We start from the raw sequence: 21002 nt of genomic DNA, 5'->3' as shown, positions 1-21002 counted from the left end.
TAATTAAATTATGTTTTTAGAAATTGTAACTCCAGAAGCTATCTTGTTTTCGTCAGAAGTAGATGCTGTTAGTGTACCAGGTATTAATGGTGAATTTCAGATGTTAAATAATCACGCCGCAGTGGTGTCTATTTTAACAAAAGGAACTGTAAAAATACATGTGCATACACAAAATCATTTAGTTTTTGATGACTTACATGCTAGTATTGTTAGTTTGCCAGAAGATGATAAAGTATTAACTTTAAGCATCAAGTCTGGAACCTTAGAAATGAAAGATAATAAGGTAATTATTCTTGCAGATTAATTACTTAATTTCATAAATTAAAAAAGCCAAACATTATGTTTGGCTTTTTTTTATTTTAAGTATCTTTGTTTCGTATGAAAGTAGCTTTTTTATTTATCGGAGGTCCAGAGATTTTTGTAATCTTGTTAATTGTTGTAATGTTATTTGGTGCAGATAAAATTCCTGAAATAGCCAGAGGCTTAGGGAAAGGTATCCGCCAGGTGAAAGATGCAACAAACGATATTAAAAAAGAAATTAATAATAGCACCAAAGAAAACGGTATAAATACCGATTTTGTTGAAGACATTAATAAAGAAGTAACAAAAGTTAAAGAAAATATTGATGACTTAACAGGTCCTATAAAACGTCAGTTTTAAAAATTATTTTACCCTACTAATTGTTAGCCCGTCACGAATTGGTAATAAAACCGTTTCTATACGAGGGTCTTCATTTAGTTTTTTATTATATTCTAAAAGTACTTTTGTGTCAACGTCTTTTGGGTTTAATTCTTCTACAACTTTACCACTCCAAAGCACATTGTCAGACAAAATAACACCACCTGGATTCATTTTATCAATAATTAAATCAAAATAATTTAAGTAGTTCGATTTATCAGCATCAATAAAAACTAAGTCAAATTTGGTGTTTATTGTAGGGATAATGTTAATGGCATTTCCTACATATTGCTTTATTTGATGTGAATAATCCGATTTTTCAAAATATTTAATTTGAAGTTCTTCTAATTCTTCATTTTTATCAATGGTATAAAGAAGCCCGTCTTTTGATAATCCTTCGGCTAAAGAAAGTGCCGAATAACCAGTATAAGTTCCTATTTCTAAAATGTTTTTTGGCTGTATTAATTTTGATATCATCGATAAAACGCGCCCCTGAAAAGCACCGCTTAACATTCGTGGGTTTAATACTTTTTGCCAAGTTTCTTTGGTTAATTCTTGTAATATTTTAGGTTCTTGTTGTGAATGATTTACAACATAAGTATCTATTTTTTCTGGAAGAAAGTGCATGTTTTTTGTTTTAAACAAAGGTATGTAAAAACATAATTTTATTTGAAAATAAATAGGGTTTCGATATGATAAAATTGAAAAGTATATTTTTTGATCTTTGTGCTTTCTTTTAGAGCCTGTTTAAATTTCATCTAAAAAAGTTTTGTAACATAAAAATAAGAAATCGAATCCGTCAAACTGAATTTAGTTCAGTTTCGCATCCTGATTTGCCGTATTTTTTAGCTTTTTTTTTTTTGATAATTTTTGTCAATTCGAGTAATTTTAATGACTAAAAGGAATTAAAATTGTATCGAGAATTTGAATTATTTTATGTTGATGAATTTTATACAAAAAGTTCTCGATACAATTTTTTTGAAGGAAAAAAATCACTCGAACTGACAGTTTATTTAATTTTTAAACAGACTCTTAATAAAAAGCAGTAATTTCTAGCCCCGATTGTAGCAATTGTTTGAGCTCTTTTTTGATTTTTTTCAAAAAAAGCGAGTGCGGAAAGCGGGAAATAGCTCCAAAAAACACGAATGATTATTTGATTGAAAATTTCCGTATTTTTACCAACAAGAAAATTTAAAAAATGTCAGTAGCAAAAAAGCAATATAAAAGAGTTACCACGAAATCATTAGTGGACATGAAAGCAAACGGAGAAAAAATTTCGATGCTTACTGCCTATGATTATACAATGGCAAAAATTGTAGACGGAGCAGGAATTGACGTTATTTTGGTTGGAGATTCAGCATCAAATGTAATGGCGGGGCATGAAACTACGTTGCCTATTACGCTTGACCAAATGATTTATCATGCGAGTTCGGTAATTCGTGCTATTGAGCGTTGTTTGGTCGTGGTTGATTTGCCTTTTGGAACCTACCAAGGAAATTCTAAAAATGCCTTAGATTCAGCTATTAGAATAATGAAAGAATCGGGCGGACACGCTGTGAAATTAGAAGGAGGAAGCGAAATTGGCGAGTCTATTTCTAGAATATTAACCGCAGGAATTCCGGTAATGGGACATTTAGGATTAACGCCACAATCTATCTATAAATTTGGAACCTACACCGTTAGAGCCAAGGAAGATGAGGAGGCTGAAAAATTATTAGAAGATGCCAAATTATTACAGGAATTAGGGTGTTTTGCCTTGGTTTTAGAAAAAGTTCCCGCAGCTTTAGCCACAAAAGTAGCCGAAAGTTTAACCATACCTGTTATCGGAATTGGAGCAGGTGGTGGTGTAGATGGGCAGGTTTTGGTTACTCATGATATGATTGGAATGACCCACGAATTTAACCCGCGTTTTTTACGTAGATATTTAGATTTATATACCGAAATGACCGGCGCTTTTGAAAATTATATTGCCGATGTAAAATCAAAAGACTTTCCGAACGAAAAGGAACAATATTAATTACATAAGCCTTCTTTTTAGAAGGCTTTTTTTATTTAAAACAGCATGAAAATACTGCACTTAGATTCAAATCACGCATTACTTTTAAATCAATTAAATGATGTCGGTTTTGTAAATGAACAAGATTATACCGCATCAAAAGAAATAATAGCAGCTAAAATTAATCAATACGACGGAATTATTATTAGAAGTAGATTTACTATTGATAAACAATTTTTAGACAAAGCAACGAATTTAAAATTTATTGGAAGAGTAGGCGCAGGACTTGAAAATATAGATTGTGAATATGCCAATCAAAAAGGAATTGAATTAATTTCAGCTCCTGAAGGAAACCGAAATGCTGTTGGCGAACATACTTTAGGAATGATATTATCGCTTTTTAATAAATTTAAAAAAGCAGATACTGAAGTTAGAAATGGTAAATGGTTGCGAGAAGATAACAGAGGTATTGAACTAGATGGCAAAACCGTTGGTTTAATTGGTTACGGTAATATGGGAAAATCGTTCGCTAAAAAACTGCGAGGTTTTGATGTAAAAGTACTTTGCTACGACATCAAACCTAATGTTGGCGATGAAAACTGCACCCAAGTTTCTTTAGAGGAATTACAACAAAAAGCCGATGTTTTAAGTTTACACACACCACAAACTGCATTAACTACAAATATGATTGATGCCGATTTTATCAATGCTTTTTCGAAACCGTTTTGGTTGATTAATACGGCAAGAGGAAAATCGGTAGTTACTTCCGATTTAGTGGACGCCTTGAAATCAGCAAAAGTTTTAGGTGCAGGGTTAGATGTGTTAGAATATGAAAAAAAATCTTTTGAAAACTTATTTGTAAACCAAGAGATGCCCGAAGCTTTTCAATATTTAATAAAGGCTGACAATGTATTATTATCGCCACACGTAGCAGGTTGGACGGTAGAAAGTAAGCAAAAATTAGCCCAAACTATTGTTGATAAAATAAAAGCCTTATTTTGTTAAAACTTGTAAAAAATCGATAAAAAACAGTTAAGATATTTTTTTGAATTAAAATATAAAACTTTTTTAATATATTTATAAGGGATTAATTTTTGATAGATAAACCAAAATAAATAAAAATAAGATGGAAGAAAATAATAATATTTCGAAAGAAAATTTAAAAGAAAAAGCATCAGGATTTGCTGATCAAGCAAGCGAGCAAGCATCCGAAGTATTCGAAGATGTAAAAGCAAAAGTAGGTGAAGTTTTATCAGATGAATCTATTGAAAACATCAAAGGAAAAGCTACTGAATTTGCTGATCAAGCAAGCGAAAAAGCATCCGAAGTATTCGAAGATGTAAAATCAAAAGTTACTGAGGTTTTATCAGATGAATCTATTGAAAACATCAAAGGAAAAGCATCAGAATTAGCAAGTAAAGCAAGTGAAGAGCTTGCCGATTTTACTGAAGATGCTCAAGAAGAATTTAAAGAAGCAACAACAAAAGCTAAGAAATTCATCAAAGATTTATTAGATTAATACTAAAAAATAACACAAAAAAAGCATCGTTTATACAAACGATGCTTTTTTATCTTGAAAAAATGTATTTTTTATTTTCTACGTAATTCTAACGCTTCTTTCTTTTTATCTTCGTTACGTTCAATTTTATGCTCAGGTCGTGTCCATTTAGGTTTTTCACCTAAGTTTTCAAAAGCAGAATCTTTTGCTTCTACCGTTTGCGGTTGTACCTTTTTAGTAAAAGGTTTCTGAGGATTTAAACCTAACATTTTAAACATTTTCATGTCTTGATCAACATCAGGATTTGGCGTTGTTAATAATTTATCACCAGCAAAAATAGAATTCGCACCTGCAAAGAAACACATTGCTTGTCCTTCTCTACTCATTTGCGTTCTTCCTGCCGATAAACGAACCTGTGTTTCAGGTAAAACGATACGTGCGGTAGCTACCATACGAACCATATCCCAAATTTCAACAGGTTTCTGGTCTTCCAAAGGCGTTCCTTCAACAGCAACTAACGCGTTAATTGGCGTAGATTCTGGCTGAGGACTTAAAGTCGATAAAGCCACTAACATTCCTGCTCTATCTTCGGCATTTTCACCCATTCCAATAATTCCACCCGAACAAACCGTTACATTTGTTTTACGAACATTATCAATTGTATCTAATCTATCTTGATATCCACGCGTAGAAATTACTTCTTTATAATATTCTTCCGAAGAATCTAAATTATGATTATACGCATATAAACCAGCTTCGGCTAAACGTTGTGCTTGGTTTTCGGTAACCATACCTAAAGTACAGCAAACCTCCATATCCAATTTATTGATGGTTCTCACCATGTCTAAAACTTGGTCAAATTCAGGACCATCTTTTACATTTCTCCAAGCCGCACCCATACAAACACGCGAACTTCCGCTCGATTTTGCTCTTAAAGCCTGTGCTTTTACTTGACGTACTGACATCAAATCATTTCCATCAACATTCGTGTGATAACGTGCCGCTTGCGGGCAGTATCCACAATCTTCCGAACAACCACCAGTTTTTATAGATAACAAAGTAGAAACCTGTACCACATTAGGGTCATGACTTTTTCTATGAATCGTTGCAGCCTGGTATAAAAGCTCCATTAACGGTTTATTATATATTTCAAGAACCTCTTCTTTGGTCCAGTTATGTCTTACTTCACTCATAAAAATCAAGTTATTTATAATGTCAAAAATAAAAAAACTAATTGTCTTTCTATTTGTCTTTCTATTTATTTTTAGGAGCTATTTCCTGCTTTCACTACTCGCTTTTTTTATTTTTTCGAAAAGAAAAATAAAAAAGAGCTCAAACAAACCGTTCAATCAGGGCTAAACTACTCAATAAAGTTCATAGTTTAGAGCTTCTTTAAATATCATCAGAAAAAAAATATCACAAGAAAATAAGAAATCGAATCCGTCAACCTAAATTTATTTCAAGTTTGCATCCTTATTTGCCGTAATTTTTAGTTTTTCTTGTCAATTATTGTCAATTCGAGTGATTTTAATGACTAAAAGGAATTGAAGAAAAAAAATCACTCGAACTGACAGTTTATTTAATTTTTAAAGAGGTTCTTCATTTTTTTAAAAAAAGGTTAAAAAAGTACAGTCTTAAGCATGTAATAGTAGCTGTTTTTTTTAAAAAAAAAGCCTAGTTTTGGTTAAAATTATTAAAATAAATTAGAATGAAAAAAGTATTAGGATTATCAGTTGTTATGTTATTTATAGCTACAAGTTGTGGAACGGTAGGAATCGTATCTACACCTTCAAACTACGTAAAAGCAGGAAAAGAAGTTAGTGCAGTAAAGAATAACACTAATATTTTAGGTTTTACAGCTATGGATACTCAAAAAGAAGCTGTAGCAAAATTAAAAGAATTAAATAATAAGTGTCCTAATGGAGTAACTAATGTTACGACTACTGTTTCGGCAAAAGGATTATTTATTTTTGGATTTGAAAAGTTAGAAATGACAGCAAATTGTAAATAATAATTATTTAAAATGGTTTTGATTTTAATCAAAACCATTTTTTATTTTAAATAGTTTATTTCGATAGTAATACAGAAACAGCATTACCACCAAAACCAACAGCATTAACTAAAATATATTTTATTTTCTTCGGATGATTTTGTTTTTCAGCAAACGGAACTTCAATCACTTTCTGATGTTGCAACATTAGTATTGCTAACTCTAAACTAAGTAATCCAGAAGTACCAAAAGTATGCCCAACTTTCCATTTATTGGTGGTTAAAAAAGGTTTTTTATCGCCAAAAACTTCATGAATCGCATTAATTTCCGATTGATCGCCTCTAATAGTTCCAGGTGCGTGCATTACAATAACATCAATTTCATCTGTAGAAATATCTGCTAAAGCCATTTTCATAGATTTTTGAAAACAGTCAGCATTTGCAGTAACCGATGTATTGTGTTTTAAAACTTCGGTAGCAAAACCGATGCCTTTAATAAGGGCAATTGCATTTTCTTTGATACCTTTTTCTAAACAAAAAACCGCCGCCGCTTCACCTAAAACCATGGTGTTTCTTTTTTTATCCAAATCAAAAGCCTTACACGGATATTGGTCATTTTCTTTCGAATAGACCTTTAAAGCCTGCATTTGTGCAAAGGTAAAATCGGTTAAAGAAGCTTCACTCGCACCAATCATAAATTTTTCCGACATCCCCGATTGTAACCAAGCAATTCCATTTAATAACGAATGTAAACCTGTTGAACAGGTAATAGAATGCGAAATTTCAGGACCATTTGATTGTAAATCGTGGGCAATCCACGATGAAATATTTCCTAAAGTAGTGGTTGGCGAACTTAAAGTTGATGATTTTCCTGTTTCTAAAAATTCTTTATGATATTTTTCAAACAAAGAAGTCGCACCTCTTGACGAACCAATATTTATTCCAAAGTTATCTTCAGATGTCCAGTTATTTTTTTCGATAGCCTTTCGTGCTACAAAAATGGTGTATAAAACCGAATCGTCTAAGTTTTTATATTTAGTATCGGAATTTCGAATTTCTTGAATCGCAATTTTATCATCAGAAGTTAATCTTCCTGCCCAAATATCATTTTCTTGCGATAAGAAATGATGGTCGTTTAAATAGTTCTCCCAAATTTGCGCAGGCTTACTTCCCAAAGGAGAAACCGAGGCAAAAGAGGTGATAGAAATAGCTTGTTTCAATACGTTTAATTTTGGACAAAAGTAACAGTAAAAATCAGAAGTAATGAAAGTTTTTTAGAAGATATCTAAAACCTTTTCAATAGTTGTATATACTTTTTTTAGTTGTTTTTCGGTAATTACATAAGGTGGCTGAATGTAAATGGTATTTCCTAGCGGGCGTAAAAAAACACCATCTTCCATAAAATATTTTAATAATTCATCGCGTAAACTTCCGTAACGATTGGCATTTGTTTTCAAATCGATCGCTAAAATAACACCTTTACAGCGTGTTGAAGCTACTTTTGAATGTTGCTTAATTTTATCTTCAAACGTTTTGTGAGCATTTGAAATAAACTCAATACTATCTTGAATTTCTTTAGTTTGTAATAATTCAATAGTTGCTAAAGCTGCACTACAAGCAATCGGATTTGCTGAATAGGTATGACAGTGAAAAAATCCTTTGGCAATATCATTGCTTAAAAAAGTACTGTAAATTTCTTCGGTACACGAAGTAATTGCCATCGGCACTAATCCGCCAGTTAGGGCTTTACTCAAGCAAATAATATCGGGTTTTGTGGCAATTTCATCCGAAGCAAAATTGTTTCCTGTTTTTCCAAAACCTGTCATTACTTCATCGGCAATTGTTAAAATATTTTTGTTTTTAAGATATTTTAAAATTTCATTTAAATCGGAAGCTTCATGAATTTTCATTCCCGCAGCACCTTGCACTAAAGGTTCGTAAATAAAACCTGCAATATCATTTTTAGAAATTATATTTTCTAGTTCTTTAATAATTTCATTATTATTTGAACCATCAGGAACAGGGATTCGTTTAATATCCATTAAAAAATCTTCAAAAGGACCATTGTAAGCAGATAAGCCAGAAACCGACATTGCGCCAAAAGTATCGCCATGAAAACCGTTTTCAAAGGCAATAAAAGTACTTCGTTTTTCGCCTTTATTAAAGTAATATTGCAACGCCATTTTAATCGAAGCTTCAACTGCCGTTGAGCCATTATCGTTAAAAAAGATTCTATTTTGATTTTTAGGCAAAATTTTAATCAGTTCTTCGGATAATTTCACCGCAGGTTCGTGGGTAAAATCGCTAAACATTATTTGGTCTAATGTTTGCATTTGTTGGTAAACTCGGCTGGTAATAAAATCGTTGCAATGCCCAAACATACAAGTGTACCACGATGAAATGGCATCAATATATTCATTGCCTTTTTCATCGGTTAAAATACAGCCTTTTGCTTTTACAATTCCTAAGCTATCAGGGTGTGTTTGATGCTGTTTTAAAGGATGCCACAAATGTTTTTTATCTCTTTCTTGTAATGTCATAATTTATGTTTTTGGCTAGATTTTATTTCAGCATCGCATAAAAATCCAGTGTAATTATTTTTTATCGAAATAGGGCGTTCTTATGTTAATGCGACCCTGAAACGAGTTCAGTGTGACCAGCTTATAAATTGATTAAATTATCTCTAAAAATATCGGCATATTCTTTAATCACGCTTTTATCAAAATAAGGTTCTTCGTCAATTCGTCCTATTATAGGAACGTTTGTCATCTTTTTGATGATTTGTTCGGTGGTTTTATGCTCATCTCCAGAAAAAATAATGGAAACATCAAAACCTTTTTCTTTCAATAAATTTACGGTTAATAAGGAATGATTAATACTGCCTAAATAATGACGAGAAACCACAATTACTTTATAATCAGGTTTTATAATATCTAAAATAGTATCGGTATTGTTTAAAGGAACAAAAAGTCCACCAGCACCTTCAATAACTAAATTTTCGTTATCAGTTTTTGGTTCGATAATTTTAGCTAAATCAATAGTTATGTTCTCGATTTCTGCCGCCGCATGTGGACTCATCGGTGTTTTTAAGGCATAGGAATTTGGGTGGATTATTGTTTTTTTATTCGAAATAAATTTCTTGATTTTATGAGAATCGGAATCCTCTAATTCGCCCGCTTGTATGGGTTTCCAATAATCAGCTTTTAAGGCTTCGGTAAATATTGCCGATGCAACTGTTTTTCCTACTTCTGTAGAAATTCCTGTAATAAAATATTTTTTCATTTAAAAGATTGTTTTACAATCGTTACAAATTAATTTTCTGCTTTCAAAAAAAGGAAATAACATAAAGAAAAAGTTTTTTCGTTGAGGTGGAGCAACTAATATTCTAGAAGAATTACATTCTTTACAATATATAGAATTATCGTTTTCATCTTTTTCATAAGCTCTTATTTCATTAAAAATATGTAGCGCTTTTTCTAAATCATTATTATGAACTAATAATTTTACACCACCTATTGCTTGACTCATTAATGGGTCAGTATCAATAGTTTTTTCATCCATTAATGAGGTTCTAATATTATCTGAATCTAATTTAGATTTTAAAAGGTGAGCTTCGGTAGAATTTTCAAAAATGGTTAAAATCGTATAATTATCGCGCATTGTTTTTTAAACAAAAGTAGCAAGATGTTCTAAAACAGCAGTGATTTCTTCAAAAGAATTATAGGAATGTAAGCAAAAACGCAACCTTTCTTCTCCTTTATTTACTGTGGGCGATAAAATTGCTTTTACATCAAATCCTTTTTCTTGCAATTTTTTTGAAATTGTTTTTACATTTTCATTTCCTGAAATAATACAACAATGAATTGCCGAATTACTTGCTATAAAATGAAGCTGTAATCTGTTGATTTCTTGTTTGAAAAATAAAATATTTTCTTGAAGATTTTCTTTTGCATGACTTTCTATTAATTCGAAATATGCAAATTTTATAGTTGCCAAACTATGTGGCGATAATCCTGTGGTATAAATAAAACTTCTTGAAAAATTGACTAAATATTGCTTTAATTCTTTACTTGTTAAAATAACCGCTCCGTGGCAACCCATTGCTTTTCCGAAGGTGATTATTCTAGCAAAAACGGCATTTTCTATCTTTAATTCTTGCACTAATCCTTTATTGAAAACTCCAACAGCATGTGCTTCATCTATAATAAAATGGACATTATTTTTTTGGATGATTTCAGACATTGCTATTAAATCAGGGGCATCACCATCCATAGAAAAAACAGCTTCTGTTACTACATAAATTTCAGCATCATTTTTTAAGCGATGTTTGCTGATTTTTTTCTCTAAATCTTCTAAATTATTATGTTTGAATTTAAAAGATTGCGCATTCGATAACTGAATTCCATCGCGAATAGAAGCGTGGATAAATTCATCATATAAAATAATGTCGCCTCGTTGAGGTACTGATGAGAAAAAACCAATATTAGCATCGTAACCCGAATTAAAAATTAACGCTTCTTCGGAATTATGGAATTCAGCAAGTTCTTTTTCGATACTATTATATAAAGGATGATTTCCTGAAAGTAGGCGAGAACCCGTTGCGCCATTTTGTAAAATGTTGTTATCAACTAAAAACTGATGTGTTTTATTAAAAATCACTTCCGATTTTGCAAAACCTAGATAATCATTCGAAGAAAAATCAATTAAAATAGGGGTGTTATTTACTTGATCAAGTGTTCTTAATGCTTGATTTTTAGTTCGAACAAGTAATTTGGTACTGAGTTTTTTTGGGAATTGCATATTGTGTAAAAATAAAAAAGACTTACACGTAAATGTAAGTCTTTTCTTTTAAAGCTCCTCCTTTAGGACTCGAACCTAAGACCCTCTGATTAACAGTCAGATGCTCTAACCAACTGAGCTAAGGAGGAATGTTCATATAGAACAAAATATGTGTTGTAACTATTAAGGAAGTTACAGTTTCCTATGTTTAATTTGCTCCTCCTTTAGGACTCGAACCTAAGACCCTCTGATTAACAGTCAGATGCTCTAACCAACTGAGCTAAGGAGGAATTTAAAAACAAACGTCTTTAATTGCGAGTGCAAATTTAAGACCTTTTTTTATATCTACAAATTTTTTTTGATAAAAAATTAAATAAATTTCACTATTTATTGATTTGGTGCTGTTTATCAGTTTATTACGGTATTGGTGTTTAGAATTTAAAATAGGACTGCTTATTTGTTTAAAAAAATAAACGTATCAAATTAAGCGTAAAATAAAGTTTAGTTTTTAGTAAAAGTTGTATTTTTGTGTCGATTATTCTTATTGACAGAAAAGCATAGTAAAAAAAATATGGACAAGTTTTCGTTCTTGAACGCAGCACATACAGGTTTTATAAGTGATTTATATGAACAATATCAAAAAAATCCAGATACGGTAGAACCAAGTTGGCGGAGTTTTTTTCAGGGTTATGATCTAGCCAATGAAGATTACTCTTTAACTGATGAGGAAGTTTCGGTAGAAGTACCTGACGAAGTACGTAAAGAGTTTTTGGTAATTGATTTAATAAACGGTTACCGCACACGAGGGCACTTGTTTACTAAAACAAATCCAGTTCGTGATCGTAGAAAATACACACCATCATTAGACATTGAAACCTTCGGATTAAACAAAACTGATTTAGCAACGGTTTTTAATGCAGGTGATATTTTAGGCATAGGTTCAACAACCTTAACTGAAATAATTAAACACTTAAAAGCAATTTTTTGTGAAAGTATTGGGGTAGAATACATGTATTTACGCAACCCTGATGAATTAAATTGGTGGCAAACTCGTTTGAATAAAAACGATAACCAGTCTAATTATGATGTAGAAGCAAAAAAATACATTTTAACAAAATTAAACCAAGCATCAACTTTTGAAAGTTTTTTACAAACAAAATATGTTGGGCAGAAACGTTTTTCTGTAGAGGGTGGTGAAACATTAATTCCTGGAGTTAGTGTAGCACTTCGTGATGCTGCCGAGAAATACGGCGTAGAAGAATGTGTATTAGGAATGGCGCATCGTGGTCGTTTAAATACCTTGGTAAACATCTTTAAAAAACCAGTTCGTGATTTATTCAGTGAATTTGAAGGGAAAGATTTTGAAGATCAAGATATTGACGGTGATGTAAAGTATCACTTAGGTTTAACCCTAAGTAAAGCCTACAAAGGCGGTCAGAAAATGAAGATGAATTTAGTACCAAATCCATCGCATTTAGAAACCGTAGCTGCTGTTGCCGAAGGAATTGTTCGTGCAAAAGTAGATTTAGATTACAAAGGAGACAATAGTAAAATATTACCTATAATAGTACATGGAGATGCCGCAATTGCAGGGCAAGGAATTGTATATGAAATGGCGCAAATGATGACCTTAAACGGTTATAAAACAGGCGGAACAATTCATGTGGTTGTAAACAATCAAGTAGGTTTTACAACCAATTATTTAGATGCCCGTTCGAGTACCTATTGTACCGATGTTGCAAAGGTAACTTTATCGCCAGTATTACACGTAAATGCTGATGATGCCGAAGCGGTTTGTCATGCAATGGAAATGGCTGTTGAATATCGAATGAAATTCAAAAAAGACATTTATATTGATTTATTAGGATATCGTAAATATGGGCATAATGAAGGTGATGAGCCTCGTTTTACACAGCCTGATTTATATAAAGCAATTTCTAAGCATAAAAATGCCAAAGAAATATATGCCGAAAAATTAATATCAGAAGGAAGTATTTCTGCGGATTATGTAAAAGAAATTACCGACGAATTTAAAGCACATTTAGAAGTCGAATTTACAGAATCGAAGAAAAAAACAACCTCTAAGATACAAGAATTCATGCCAGAGGTATGGGATGGGTTTGTACGCAAGCAATTACAAGACATGCTACAATCAACAGATACTACGTATTCAGTTGAAGCATTAAAAGATATCGCAGAAGTAATTTCAACAACGCCACAAGGACATAAGTTTGTTCGTAAAGCGGAGCGTATTTTACAAGGGCGTAAAAAAATGGTTTTTGAAGAAAACCTATTAGATTGGGGAACGGCAGAAAACTTAGCCTACGGAACTTTACTAGAAGAAGGATTTAATATTCGTATTTCAGGAGAAGATGTAGAAAGAGGAACTTTCTCGCACCGTCATGCAATTATGCGTGATGAACAAACTTTAGAACGTGTTAATTTATTAAACACTAACACCAAGAATAAAGGAGAAATGACAATTTATAATTCTCATTTATCGGAATATGGTGTTTTAGGTTTTGACTACGGATATGCTATGGCAGCGCCAAATACTTTAACTATTTGGGAAGCTCAGTTTGGTGATTTTGCTAACGGAGCACAAATTGTATTTGATCAATATGTTTGTTCAGCTGAAGCTAAATGGAAACTACAAAACGGTTTGGTAATGTTATTACCTCACGGATATGAAGGGCAAGGACCTGAGCATTCGTCAGGTAGAATGGAGCGTTTTTTACAGTCATCAGCAACCGATAACTGGACGATCGCAAATTGTTCGACACCTGCAAATATGTATCATATTTTACGTCGTCAAATGAAGCGTGAATTTAGAAAACCTTTAGTAGTTTTTACTCCTAAAAGTTTATTGCGTTTGCCAAAAGCAGTCAATACTATTGAAGATTTAGCTCATGGAAGTTTCCAAGAAGTTATTGATGATACTATTGATACTTCAAAAGTGAAAAAAATGGTATTCTGTACAGGTAAATTTTATTATGATTTATTAGCAGAACGTGAGCAATTAGCAAGAGAGGATGTTGCTTTAGTAAGAATAGAGCAGTTATTCCCATTACATAACGAGCAGATAAAAACAATTATGGATAAATATCCAAATGTTGAGCGTTATGTTTGGGCACAAGAAGAACCTAAAAATATGGGGTCTTGGAGCTATATGTTAGAACGTTTTGAATTAGCGAGGTTAGAATGTGCATCGAGAGATTACCGTTCGGCACCAGCAGCTGGTTCAAGTGCACGTTACAAACGTCGTCATCAAGAGGTGTTAGACAAAGTTTTCGATTAAAAAATTTCGATTAAAAAAAATATAATTTCAGATATATAAAATTTAGTACTGATGATTTTAGAAATGAAAGTTCCTTCTCCGGGGGAGTCAATTACAGAAGTAGAAATAGCAACGTGGTTAGTTGAAGATGGTGATTATGTTGAAAAAGATCAGCCAATTGCGGAAGTAGATTCTGACAAAGCAACCTTAGAATTACCTGCGGAAGAAAGCGGAATTATCACCTTAAAAGCAGAAGAAGGCGATGCTGTTGAAGTTGGTGCTGTAGTGTGTCTTATTGATATGAGCGCAGCAAAACCTGCTGGTGGAAGTTCTACTGAAGCAAAAACAGCAGAAGCTCCTAAAGCAGTAGCTCCTAAAGTGGAAACTCCAAAGGCGGCAACTTATGCAACAGGAACAGCTTCTCCTGCGGCTAAAAAAGTGTTAGCAGAAAAAGGAATCCCTGCCGGTTCAGTAAAAGGAACAGGAAAAGATGGTCGTGTAACTAAAGAAGATGCTGTAAAAGCGGTACCTTCTATGGGAACGCAACCTACAAACGGTTCTCGTGGAACTGAGCGTAAAAAAATGTCAATGTTGCGTAGAAAAGTAGCGCAACGTTTGGTAGCTGTAAAAAGCGAAACTGCAATGTTAACGACGTTTAACGAAGTAAACATGCAGCCAATTTTTGATTTACGTAAAGAATATAAAGAAGACTTTAAAGCAAAGCACGGAGTAGGATTAGGATTTATGTCTTTTTTCACTTTAGCAGTTGTTAGAGCTTTAGAATTATATCCTGATGTAAACTCTATGATTGATGGAGATTACCAAATTAAAAATGAATTTCAAGATATTTCTATTGCAGTTTCTGGTCCTAAAGGATTAATGGTTCCTGTAATTAGAAATGCTGAAGATTTATCTTTTAGAGGTGTTGAAAGCGAGGTGAAGCGTTTAGCTTTACGTGCTAGAGATGGGCAAATTACGGTGGATGAAATGACTGGTGGAACATTTACTATTACAAATGGTGGTGTTTTTGGTTCTATGTTATCAACTCCAATCTTAAATCCTCCACAAAGTGGAATTTTAGGAATGCACAACATTGTAAACAGACCAATGGCTGTTAATGGTGAAGTAGTAATTCAACCAATTATGTATGTTGCATTATCTTATGACCATAGAGTTGTTGATGGTCGTGAATCTGTTGGGTTCTTAGTAGCTGTTAAAGAAGCTTTAGAAAACCCAATGGAGTTATTAATGGATAACAATCCTAAGAAAGCTTTAGAAATGTAAATTAAGTTTTATATATATTAAAAAATCCCAAGTTTTATACTTGGGATTTTTTTTTTGGTTAAAAGAATATTTAAGAACCTATTTTTAGTAATATTTTTAATTGTTTTAATTTGCCTTTATAAGGAGCATATCGCACAGGGATATCTAGCCAATTAGCTCTTTTAACGATTCCTTTTTGATGAGAAAAAGTGTTAAAAGTTTGTTTTCCGTGATAATTTCCAACACCACTTTCGCCAACGCCACCAAAGGGTAAACGATGATTGGCAAAATGAACCATAGTATCGTTAATTGTACCGCCACCAAAAGAATATCTTGCAATTATTTTTTTAGCAAAATGATTACGTTTTGTAAAAACATATAAAGCTAAAGGTTTGTCATATTTTAAAATAATAGCATCTAAATCAGTTTCTTTTTGATAGGAAATTAACGGAAATATAGGACCAAATATTTCCTCTTTCATAACTTCACTATCTAAGCTTGGCTCGTTAATTAGTGTTGGTGCAATATATTTTTCTTGCCTGTTAGTTTGCCCGCCAATTAGGCAATTTTCATCTTTTAAAAGCAAGGCTAACCGATCAAAATTACGGGTGTTTATAATCCGTGGAAAATCTGTCGAATTTTGAGGGTTTTCGGTATAAGCATTTATTATTTCTTGCTTAAAATGTTTTATAAAATCTTCTTTAACTGATTGATGAATTAATAAATAATCAGGCGCAATACAGGTTTGCCCAGCGTTGATAAATTTCCCCCAAACTAAGCGCTTTGCTGCTAGTGGAATATTGGCAGTTTGATCAATAATACAAGGGCTTTTTCCACCGAGTTCTAAAGTGATTGGTGTAAGATGTTCTGCCGCCGCTTTTGCTACAATTTTACCCACGGGAACACTTCCTGTAAAAAAAATATAATCCCAGCGTTGGGCTAATAATTTTTGAGAAACAGCCACGCCACCTTGAATAACCGCTACATGATTTTTATCAAAAACAGCGCTTATAATTTCTTGGGTAATTTTACTTACGTTTGGTGTTAATTCTGAAGGTTTTAAAACAACGGTATTTCCTGCCGCAACGGCTCCTACAAGTGGTGCAAAAGCCAATTGATGAGGGTAATTCCAAGGAGAAATAATTAAGGTTGTTCCGTAAGGTTCTTTATATATTTTAGCTGATGAAGGGAAGTTTAAAAGTGCTGGTAAAATGCGTTTTGGTTTGCTCCAGGCATTAAGATTTTTAATGGTCATTTTTAATTCAGCCAACACTAAAGCGGTTTCTGTCATTACGGCTTCGTATGTTGATTTTTTAAAATCATCATATAAGGCTTTAAGAATATCGCTTTCTCTTTCGATGAGTTCCTTTTGAAGCTTTTTTAAGGCATTTTTTCTAAAGGAAATATCGTTGGTTTGCTGCGTTGAAAAGAAGTTTTTTTGTGCTTGTACTAATTCAGAAATATCCATAGTTAGAATTTGTTTAAAGATACAAATTTAACAGATTATCTAAATAAAATATTTTGTTAGCAAGCTCCCCAAATAGGATCTTTTGGTGTTGGCGCTGTAACTTTGATAAGTTCTTTACTTACAGGGTGTATAAATTCAATTTTACGGGCATGTAAATGAATACCTCCGTCTTTATTGCTTCTTTTTGCCCCGTATTTTAAATCACCTTTTATTATACAACCGATGTTTGATAATTGCACTCTAATTTGATGATGACGACCCGTTTCTAGATCAATTTCTAATAAAGAATAATTGTCTAAATTTTTAAGTGTTTTATAATGAAGAATCGCTTTTTTACTGCCGTCAACTTCTTTTTTATATGCCGTAGATTTATTATTCTTCGGATTTTTCTTTAAAAAACTAATAAGAGTGTCAGCTGTTTTTTCGGGTTGTTCTTTTACAACTGCCCAATACGTTTTTTGAATGGTTTTGTCACGCAGCATTTTATTCAAACGCTCTAATGCTTTTGACGTACGGGCGTAAATAACAACGCCCGATGTTGGTCTGTCTAATCGGTGAACTGTACCTAAATAAACAGCACCAGGTTTGTCGTATTTTTCTTTAATATATTCTTTAACAACATCAGAAAGGGGTTTGTCGCCCGTTTTATCACCCTGAACAATATCACCAGCTCTTTTATTGATAATCACTAAGTGATTATCTTCATGTAAAACCTGTAAATTGTCTTTAGTAGAGTGCATTTTTTTAATGTATGATAATATTATTGTTATAAATTATTCGAAATCTTTAAGAATTGTTTCGTTGGTGGTTTCTATAAAAGATAAAAACTCTTCACGTCCTAAACCTGTTTCCGATGAGGTAACAAAAGAGGTAGGAAGTGTTTCCCAATGTTTTAATAATTTCTTTTTATAGTTGGCTATTTGGTTGTTTATTTTAGAAGAACCTAATTTATCGGCTTTTGTAAAAACGATACCAAAAGGGATTTGATTTTCACCTAAAAACTGCATAAATTCTAAGTCAATCTTTTGTGGATCGTGACGAGAATCTATTAAAATAAAGGTAAAAACTAACTGCTCTCTTTCTTTAAAGTAGTTTTCAATAAAAAATTGAAAAATAGTTCTTTTCTTTTTAGAAATTTGCGCGTAACCATACCCTGGTAAATCAACTAAAAACCATTCTTGGTTTATTTTAAAGTGATTTATCAGCTGTGTTTTTCCTGGTTTTCCAGAAGTTTTGGCTAAATCTTTACGTTGCATCAACATGTTGATTAACGAAGATTTACCTACATTTGAGCGACCTATAAAAGCGTATTCAGGAATTCTATCCTTTGGCGCCTTCATAACATTACTGTTGCTCATTACAAAATCTGCAGATCTTATTTTCATAACTATAAGTTGTGCTGTTATATATTTCTTTTAGAAAGCCAGGCTTCTAAAATTTCATTAAATTCTTTAGGAGTTTCCATCATTGCTGCATGCCCACATTTATCAATCCAAAATAAATCTGAATCTGGTAATTTTTTATGGAAATCTTCTGCTGCCTCTGGTGGTGTTACACCATCTTGTTTACCCCAAATAAGACAGGTTGGTTGGTGCATGTTTGGCAAATCATTTGCCATATTATGACGGATCGCACTTTTAGCAATAGACAAGGTTTTTAATGCCTTAATTCGGTCATTTACAATGTCATAAATACCATCAACGAGTTCTTTTGTTGCTATTTCAGGATCGTAAAAAACCTCTCTAGCTTTGTTTTCAATATACTGGTAATTACCTCTTTTAGGGTAACTATCGCCCATTGATTTTTCATATAAACCAGAACTACCTGTTAACACAATTGCTGCTACATCTTCAGGGTAACACTTTGTGTAATATAAAGCGATATGACCACCCAATGAATTTCCTAAAAGAACCACGTCTTTTAGTCCTTTATATTCAATGAAATCATGAACATAATCCGCTAAATTTTTTACGTTTGTTTTTAGTAAAGGTAGTGTGTATAAAGGAAGTTCAGGTATTAAAACCCGATATCCTTTTTTAGAAAAATGTTTAAATGTTTCATCGAAATTGCTTAACGCTCCCATTAAACCATGTAGTACGATTAGCGTCCTTCCTTCTCCTGCTTCAGCATATGTAAAACCGCCTTCTTTCTTTAAAAAATCACCCATTAATTTATCCGTTTGACTTAACCACAAATGTAGTTCTTTTTTGTGATATTTTCAGTTTTATTATAGGTGGCTTCTTCTAGGCGTTAAAAGGGCTAGTAATCAGTTTTTTAAGGGTGCTGTTAAAACTTATCAACAAAGTGGGGTAAAGTGGTAAGAAGTGGTAATTTTTTTTTATTTTTGATGCAAACTACAGAATTTTAAAATTGATAAATTTAATAGGAACATATCAATGTAAAATAGATGCTAAAGGTAGGCTGATGTTGTCATCAGTATTCAAAAAGCAACTCTTTGCAGTGTTAAAAAATGGGTTTATTATTAAAAGGTCTGTATTTCAGCCTTGCTTGGAGTTATATCCAATGGAAGAATGGAATTTAGTGATGCAAAAAATTCACAAATTAAATAGATTTGTGAAGAAAAATAATGATTTTATCCGAAGGTTTACCGCTGGTGTAAAACCACTAGAAATAGATGCTTCAGGAAGGTTGTTAATACCAAAAGATTTGTGCTTATTTGCAGGTGTTGAAAAGCAGGTAGTGCTTTGTTCAGCTGTTAATATCATTGAAATTTGGGACAAGGAAAGATACGAAAAAGTAATTGATGACGCTGTTGTTGATTTTGCTGATTTGGCAGAAGAAATAATGGGAAATATAGAAGATGTAGATGAATTATCATAGTCCAGTTTTGTTAAAGGAAAGTGTCGATGCTCTTAATATTAAAGAGGATGGAGTGTATGTAGATGTAACTTTTGGTGGCGGTGGTCATTCAAAAGAAATATTAAGTAGGTTGGGCGAAAATGGAAGGCTGTTTGCTTTTGATCAAGATCCTGATGCTGCACAAAATGTAATAGACGATAGTCGTTTTGTTTTAATTGGTGAAAATTTTAGATTTATTTCTAGATTTTTGCGTTTTTACGGTATTCGAAAAGTAGATGGTATTTTAGCCGATTTAGGCGTGTCTTCTCATCAGTTTGATGAAGCTGATAGAGGTTTTTCTACTCGTTTTGATGCTGATTTAGATATGAGAATGGATCAGAAATCTGATTTATCTGCTAAAAAAATTATCAACAAATATAGCGAAGAGCGTTTGGCGGATATTTTGTTTTTATATGGCGAATTAAGAAATGCCAGAATGTTAGCTAAAAAAATTGTAGAGGCTAGGCAAGAAGAAGCAATTGATACGAGTTTTCAGTTGAAAGAGGTATTAAAAGAATTTCTTCCTGAAGCGAAAGAACATAAAATATTAGCGCAAATATTTCAAGCTGTTAGAATTGAAGTAAATCAAGAACTAGAGGTTTTAAAAGAACTTTTAGAGCAAATGCCTGGTTTGTTAAACGAGCAAGGTAGGTTAAGTATTATTTCATATCATTCACTAGAAGACCGATTGGTAAAACGTTTTATAAGAACAGGGTTGTTTGTTGGTGAGCCAGAAAAAGATTTTTATGGGAATTTTACAGTTCCTTTGAAAAAAATAGGCAAGTTAATTATACCGACTTGGGAGGAAATAAAAGTAAATAATAGAGCGCGAAGTGCCAAACTTCGAATAGCAACACTAAAATAATGTCAAAAGTAAAGGAGGGAATTTACGATGTTTTACGAGGGCGATTTTTAACAGATGATAATTCGTTTAATAATTGGGGTATCTTAATTTTTGTAGTGAGTTTACTATTAATTATGATATCGAGTTCTCACCGTTTAGATGCCAAAGTAGTGAAAATCGCGAAACTAAATAGGAAAAAAAGAGAGCTCAGAGCCGAAGATTTCGATACCAGTACAGAGCTAACTAAAATGAGGTTAGAAAGTAGTATTCGAACAAAAGTAAAGTCAAAAGGCTTGTTTCCGGCAAAAAATCCGCCTCAAAAAATAAAAGTAACAACTAAAAAATAATAGA

The 21002-nt window shown here is 32.6% G+C and carries 22 protein-coding genes and 2 tRNA genes; 11 read left to right on the top strand and 13 right to left on the bottom strand.

Annotated elements, in window-relative coordinates; genetic code table 11:
• Positions 1–10 precede the first annotated feature (10 nt).
• Positions 11–304: a FoF1 ATP synthase subunit delta/epsilon gene (locus DPIF8902391_RS09140; RefSeq protein WP_058884159.1), complete on the top strand. Its 294-nt coding sequence runs from the start codon at positions 11–13 to the stop codon at positions 302–304.
• Positions 305–378: 74 nt separating this feature from the next.
• A complete protein-coding gene (locus DPIF8902391_RS09135; RefSeq protein WP_058884160.1) occupies positions 379–660 on the top strand; it encodes a Sec-independent protein translocase subunit TatA/TatB in 282 nt (93 codons plus the stop codon).
• Between the two features lie 3 nt (positions 661–663).
• Here the strand turns inward: DPIF8902391_RS09135 and DPIF8902391_RS09130 are convergent, their stop codons facing one another.
• Complete coding sequence (locus DPIF8902391_RS09130; protein WP_058884161.1) at positions 664–1305, bottom strand: O-methyltransferase; 642 nt, start codon at positions 1303–1305, stop codon at positions 664–666.
• Positions 1306–1876: 571 nt separating this feature from the next.
• On the opposite strand from DPIF8902391_RS09130, the gene panB reads away from it, so the two are divergent.
• The 3 genes from panB to DPIF8902391_RS09115 all read left to right on the top strand — a co-directional run bounded on the left by panB (position 1877) and on the right by DPIF8902391_RS09115 (position 4193).
• Entirely contained in the window at positions 1877–2695 is an 819-nt protein-coding gene (gene panB / locus DPIF8902391_RS09125; protein WP_172505619.1) for a 3-methyl-2-oxobutanoate hydroxymethyltransferase, read from the top strand.
• 45 nt (positions 2696–2740) lie between these two features.
• Entirely contained in the window at positions 2741–3679 is a 939-nt protein-coding gene (locus tag DPIF8902391_RS09120; protein ID WP_172505618.1) for a 2-hydroxyacid dehydrogenase, read from the top strand.
• Between the two features lie 121 nt (positions 3680–3800).
• Positions 3801–4193, top strand: coding sequence for a hypothetical protein (locus DPIF8902391_RS09115; protein ID WP_172505617.1), 393 nt, complete (start codon positions 3801–3803; stop codon positions 4191–4193).
• A 71-nt stretch (positions 4194–4264) separates the two neighbouring features.
• Here DPIF8902391_RS09115 and bioB read toward each other — a convergent pair whose 3' ends face one another.
• A complete protein-coding gene (gene bioB / locus DPIF8902391_RS09110; RefSeq protein WP_058884165.1) occupies positions 4265–5365 on the bottom strand; it encodes a biotin synthase BioB in 1101 nt (366 codons plus the stop codon).
• Positions 5366–5880: 515 nt separating this feature from the next.
• Between bioB and DPIF8902391_RS09105 the strand changes: the two genes are divergently transcribed.
• Complete coding sequence (locus DPIF8902391_RS09105) at positions 5881–6183, top strand: hypothetical protein (RefSeq protein ID WP_058884166.1); 303 nt, start codon at positions 5881–5883, stop codon at positions 6181–6183.
• A 55-nt stretch (positions 6184–6238) separates the two neighbouring features.
• On the opposite strand, the gene DPIF8902391_RS09100 is transcribed toward DPIF8902391_RS09105, so the two are convergent.
• The 7 genes from DPIF8902391_RS09100 to DPIF8902391_RS09070 all read right to left on the bottom strand — a co-directional run bounded on the left by DPIF8902391_RS09100 (position 6239) and on the right by DPIF8902391_RS09070 (position 11230).
• Positions 6239–7381 (bottom strand): beta-ketoacyl synthase N-terminal-like domain-containing protein, encoded by a 1143-nt coding sequence (locus DPIF8902391_RS09100; RefSeq protein WP_058884167.1) that lies wholly within the window; start codon positions 7379–7381, stop codon positions 6239–6241.
• Positions 7382–7435: 54 nt separating this feature from the next.
• On the bottom strand, positions 7436–8701 hold the full coding sequence (bioA, locus tag DPIF8902391_RS09095) for an adenosylmethionine--8-amino-7-oxononanoate transaminase (protein ID WP_172505616.1): 1266 nt from the start codon (positions 8699–8701) through the stop codon (positions 7436–7438).
• A gap of 121 nt (positions 8702–8822) precedes the next feature.
• The gene (gene bioD, locus DPIF8902391_RS09090; RefSeq protein ID WP_058884169.1) at positions 8823–9443 is read right to left on the bottom strand and encodes a dethiobiotin synthase; all 621 of its coding nucleotides are present in this window, start codon (positions 9441–9443) and stop codon (positions 8823–8825) included.
• Positions 9444–9821 carry a putative signal transducing protein gene (locus DPIF8902391_RS09085; RefSeq protein ID WP_058884170.1) on the bottom strand — a complete coding sequence of 126 codons (378 nt, stop codon included), beginning with the start codon at positions 9819–9821 and terminating at the stop codon, positions 9444–9446.
• Positions 9822–9827: 6 nt separating this feature from the next.
• On the bottom strand, positions 9828–10961 hold the full coding sequence (locus tag DPIF8902391_RS09080; RefSeq protein ID WP_058884171.1) for an aminotransferase class I/II-fold pyridoxal phosphate-dependent enzyme: 1134 nt from the start codon (positions 10959–10961) through the stop codon (positions 9828–9830).
• Between the two features lie 54 nt (positions 10962–11015).
• Positions 11016–11089: transfer RNA gene (locus DPIF8902391_RS09075), tRNA-Asn, on the bottom strand.
• A gap of 67 nt (positions 11090–11156) precedes the next feature.
• Positions 11157–11230 (bottom strand) — tRNA-Asn (locus tag DPIF8902391_RS09070).
• Positions 11231–11484: 254 nt separating this feature from the next.
• On the opposite strand from DPIF8902391_RS09070, the gene DPIF8902391_RS09065 reads away from it, so the two are divergent.
• Together DPIF8902391_RS09065 and odhB are read left to right on the top strand one after the other, a co-directional pair.
• Positions 11485–14238: a 2-oxoglutarate dehydrogenase E1 component gene (locus tag DPIF8902391_RS09065; RefSeq protein ID WP_256463806.1), complete on the top strand. Its 2754-nt coding sequence runs from the start codon at positions 11485–11487 to the stop codon at positions 14236–14238.
• A 51-nt stretch (positions 14239–14289) separates the two neighbouring features.
• On the top strand, positions 14290–15501 hold the full coding sequence (gene odhB / locus DPIF8902391_RS09060; protein WP_172505614.1) for a 2-oxoglutarate dehydrogenase complex dihydrolipoyllysine-residue succinyltransferase: 1212 nt from the start codon (positions 14290–14292) through the stop codon (positions 15499–15501).
• A gap of 70 nt (positions 15502–15571) precedes the next feature.
• On the opposite strand, the gene DPIF8902391_RS09055 is transcribed toward odhB, so the two are convergent.
• Genes DPIF8902391_RS09055 through DPIF8902391_RS09040 form a run of 4 tightly spaced genes read right to left on the bottom strand, consistent with a single transcriptional unit; the run spans position 15572 to position 19115 of the window.
• The gene (locus DPIF8902391_RS09055; protein ID WP_172505613.1) at positions 15572–16948 is read right to left on the bottom strand and encodes an aldehyde dehydrogenase; all 1377 of its coding nucleotides are present in this window, start codon (positions 16946–16948) and stop codon (positions 15572–15574) included.
• A 56-nt stretch (positions 16949–17004) separates the two neighbouring features.
• Positions 17005–17688 (bottom strand): RluA family pseudouridine synthase, encoded by a 684-nt coding sequence (locus tag DPIF8902391_RS09050; protein ID WP_172505612.1) that lies wholly within the window; start codon positions 17686–17688, stop codon positions 17005–17007.
• Between the two features lie 33 nt (positions 17689–17721).
• Positions 17722–18333, bottom strand: coding sequence for a ribosome biogenesis GTP-binding protein YihA/YsxC (gene yihA / locus DPIF8902391_RS09045; protein ID WP_058884175.1), 612 nt, complete (start codon positions 18331–18333; stop codon positions 17722–17724).
• Positions 18334–18350: 17 nt separating this feature from the next.
• Positions 18351–19115, bottom strand: a complete 765-nt coding sequence (locus DPIF8902391_RS09040) for an alpha/beta fold hydrolase (protein ID WP_058884176.1) — start codon at positions 19113–19115, stop codon at positions 18351–18353.
• Between the two features lie 203 nt (positions 19116–19318).
• Here DPIF8902391_RS09040 and mraZ point away from each other — a divergent pair, with 203 nt between their 5' ends.
• The 3 genes from mraZ to DPIF8902391_RS09025 are packed head-to-tail and all read left to right on the top strand — an operon-like array spanning position 19319 to position 20998.
• Positions 19319–19789 (top strand): division/cell wall cluster transcriptional repressor MraZ, encoded by a 471-nt coding sequence (gene mraZ, locus DPIF8902391_RS09035; protein ID WP_172505611.1) that lies wholly within the window; start codon positions 19319–19321, stop codon positions 19787–19789.
• A complete protein-coding gene (gene rsmH / locus DPIF8902391_RS09030; RefSeq protein WP_058884178.1) occupies positions 19776–20672 on the top strand; it encodes a 16S rRNA (cytosine(1402)-N(4))-methyltransferase RsmH in 897 nt (298 codons plus the stop codon). The genes mraZ and rsmH overlap by 14 nt, the downstream gene beginning before the upstream one ends.
• Positions 20672–20998 carry an FtsL-like putative cell division protein gene (locus tag DPIF8902391_RS09025; protein WP_058884179.1) on the top strand — a complete coding sequence of 109 codons (327 nt, stop codon included), beginning with the start codon at positions 20672–20674 and terminating at the stop codon, positions 20996–20998. Before rsmH ends, DPIF8902391_RS09025 begins: the two co-directional genes overlap by 1 nt.
• Positions 20999–21002 lie beyond the last annotated feature (4 nt).

The sequence above is a fragment of the Tenacibaculum finnmarkense genomovar ulcerans genome (genome assembly GCF_900239495.1).
Lineage (GTDB): Bacteria > Bacteroidota > Bacteroidia > Flavobacteriales > Flavobacteriaceae > Polaribacter > Polaribacter ulcerans.
Note: the sequence above shows the minus strand (reverse complement) of the source record. Positions and strands in the feature narration are given on the sequence as shown.

Coding starts and splice junctions, on each gene's coding strand:
- rsmH (WP_058884178.1), top strand. CDS start 19,776: ATGAATTATCATAGTCCAGTTTTGTTAAAGGAAAGTGTCGATGCTCTT.
- DPIF8902391_RS09055 (WP_172505613.1), bottom strand. CDS start 16,948: ATGGATATTTCTGAATTAGTACAAGCACAAAAAAACTTCTTTTCAACG.
- DPIF8902391_RS09130 (WP_058884161.1), bottom strand. CDS start 1,305: ATGCACTTTCTTCCAGAAAAAATAGATACTTATGTTGTAAATCATTCA.
- DPIF8902391_RS09115 (WP_172505617.1), top strand. CDS start 3,801: ATGGAAGAAAATAATAATATTTCGAAAGAAAATTTAAAAGAAAAAGCA.
- DPIF8902391_RS09135 (WP_058884160.1), top strand. CDS start 379: ATGAAAGTAGCTTTTTTATTTATCGGAGGTCCAGAGATTTTTGTAATC.
- DPIF8902391_RS09140 (WP_058884159.1), top strand. CDS start 11: ATGTTTTTAGAAATTGTAACTCCAGAAGCTATCTTGTTTTCGTCAGAA.
- DPIF8902391_RS09050 (WP_172505612.1), bottom strand. CDS start 17,688: ATGCACTCTACTAAAGACAATTTACAGGTTTTACATGAAGATAATCAC.
- bioA (WP_172505616.1), bottom strand. CDS start 8,701: ATGACATTACAAGAAAGAGATAAAAAACATTTGTGGCATCCTTTAAAA.
- DPIF8902391_RS09080 (WP_058884171.1), bottom strand. CDS start 10,961: ATGCAATTCCCAAAAAAACTCAGTACCAAATTACTTGTTCGAACTAAA.
- DPIF8902391_RS09085 (WP_058884170.1), bottom strand. CDS start 9,821: ATGCGCGATAATTATACGATTTTAACCATTTTTGAAAATTCTACCGAA.
- bioB (WP_058884165.1), bottom strand. CDS start 5,365: ATGAGTGAAGTAAGACATAACTGGACCAAAGAAGAGGTTCTTGAAATA.
- odhB (WP_172505614.1), top strand. CDS start 14,290: ATGATTTTAGAAATGAAAGTTCCTTCTCCGGGGGAGTCAATTACAGAA.
- yihA (WP_058884175.1), bottom strand. CDS start 18,333: ATGAAAATAAGATCTGCAGATTTTGTAATGAGCAACAGTAATGTTATG.
- bioD (WP_058884169.1), bottom strand. CDS start 9,443: ATGAAAAAATATTTTATTACAGGAATTTCTACAGAAGTAGGAAAAACA.
- DPIF8902391_RS09025 (WP_058884179.1), top strand. CDS start 20,672: ATGTCAAAAGTAAAGGAGGGAATTTACGATGTTTTACGAGGGCGATTT.
- DPIF8902391_RS09120 (WP_172505618.1), top strand. CDS start 2,741: ATGAAAATACTGCACTTAGATTCAAATCACGCATTACTTTTAAATCAA.
- DPIF8902391_RS09105 (WP_058884166.1), top strand. CDS start 5,881: ATGAAAAAAGTATTAGGATTATCAGTTGTTATGTTATTTATAGCTACA.
- DPIF8902391_RS09040 (WP_058884176.1), bottom strand. CDS start 19,115: ATGGGTGATTTTTTAAAGAAAGAAGGCGGTTTTACATATGCTGAAGCA.
- panB (WP_172505619.1), top strand. CDS start 1,877: ATGTCAGTAGCAAAAAAGCAATATAAAAGAGTTACCACGAAATCATTA.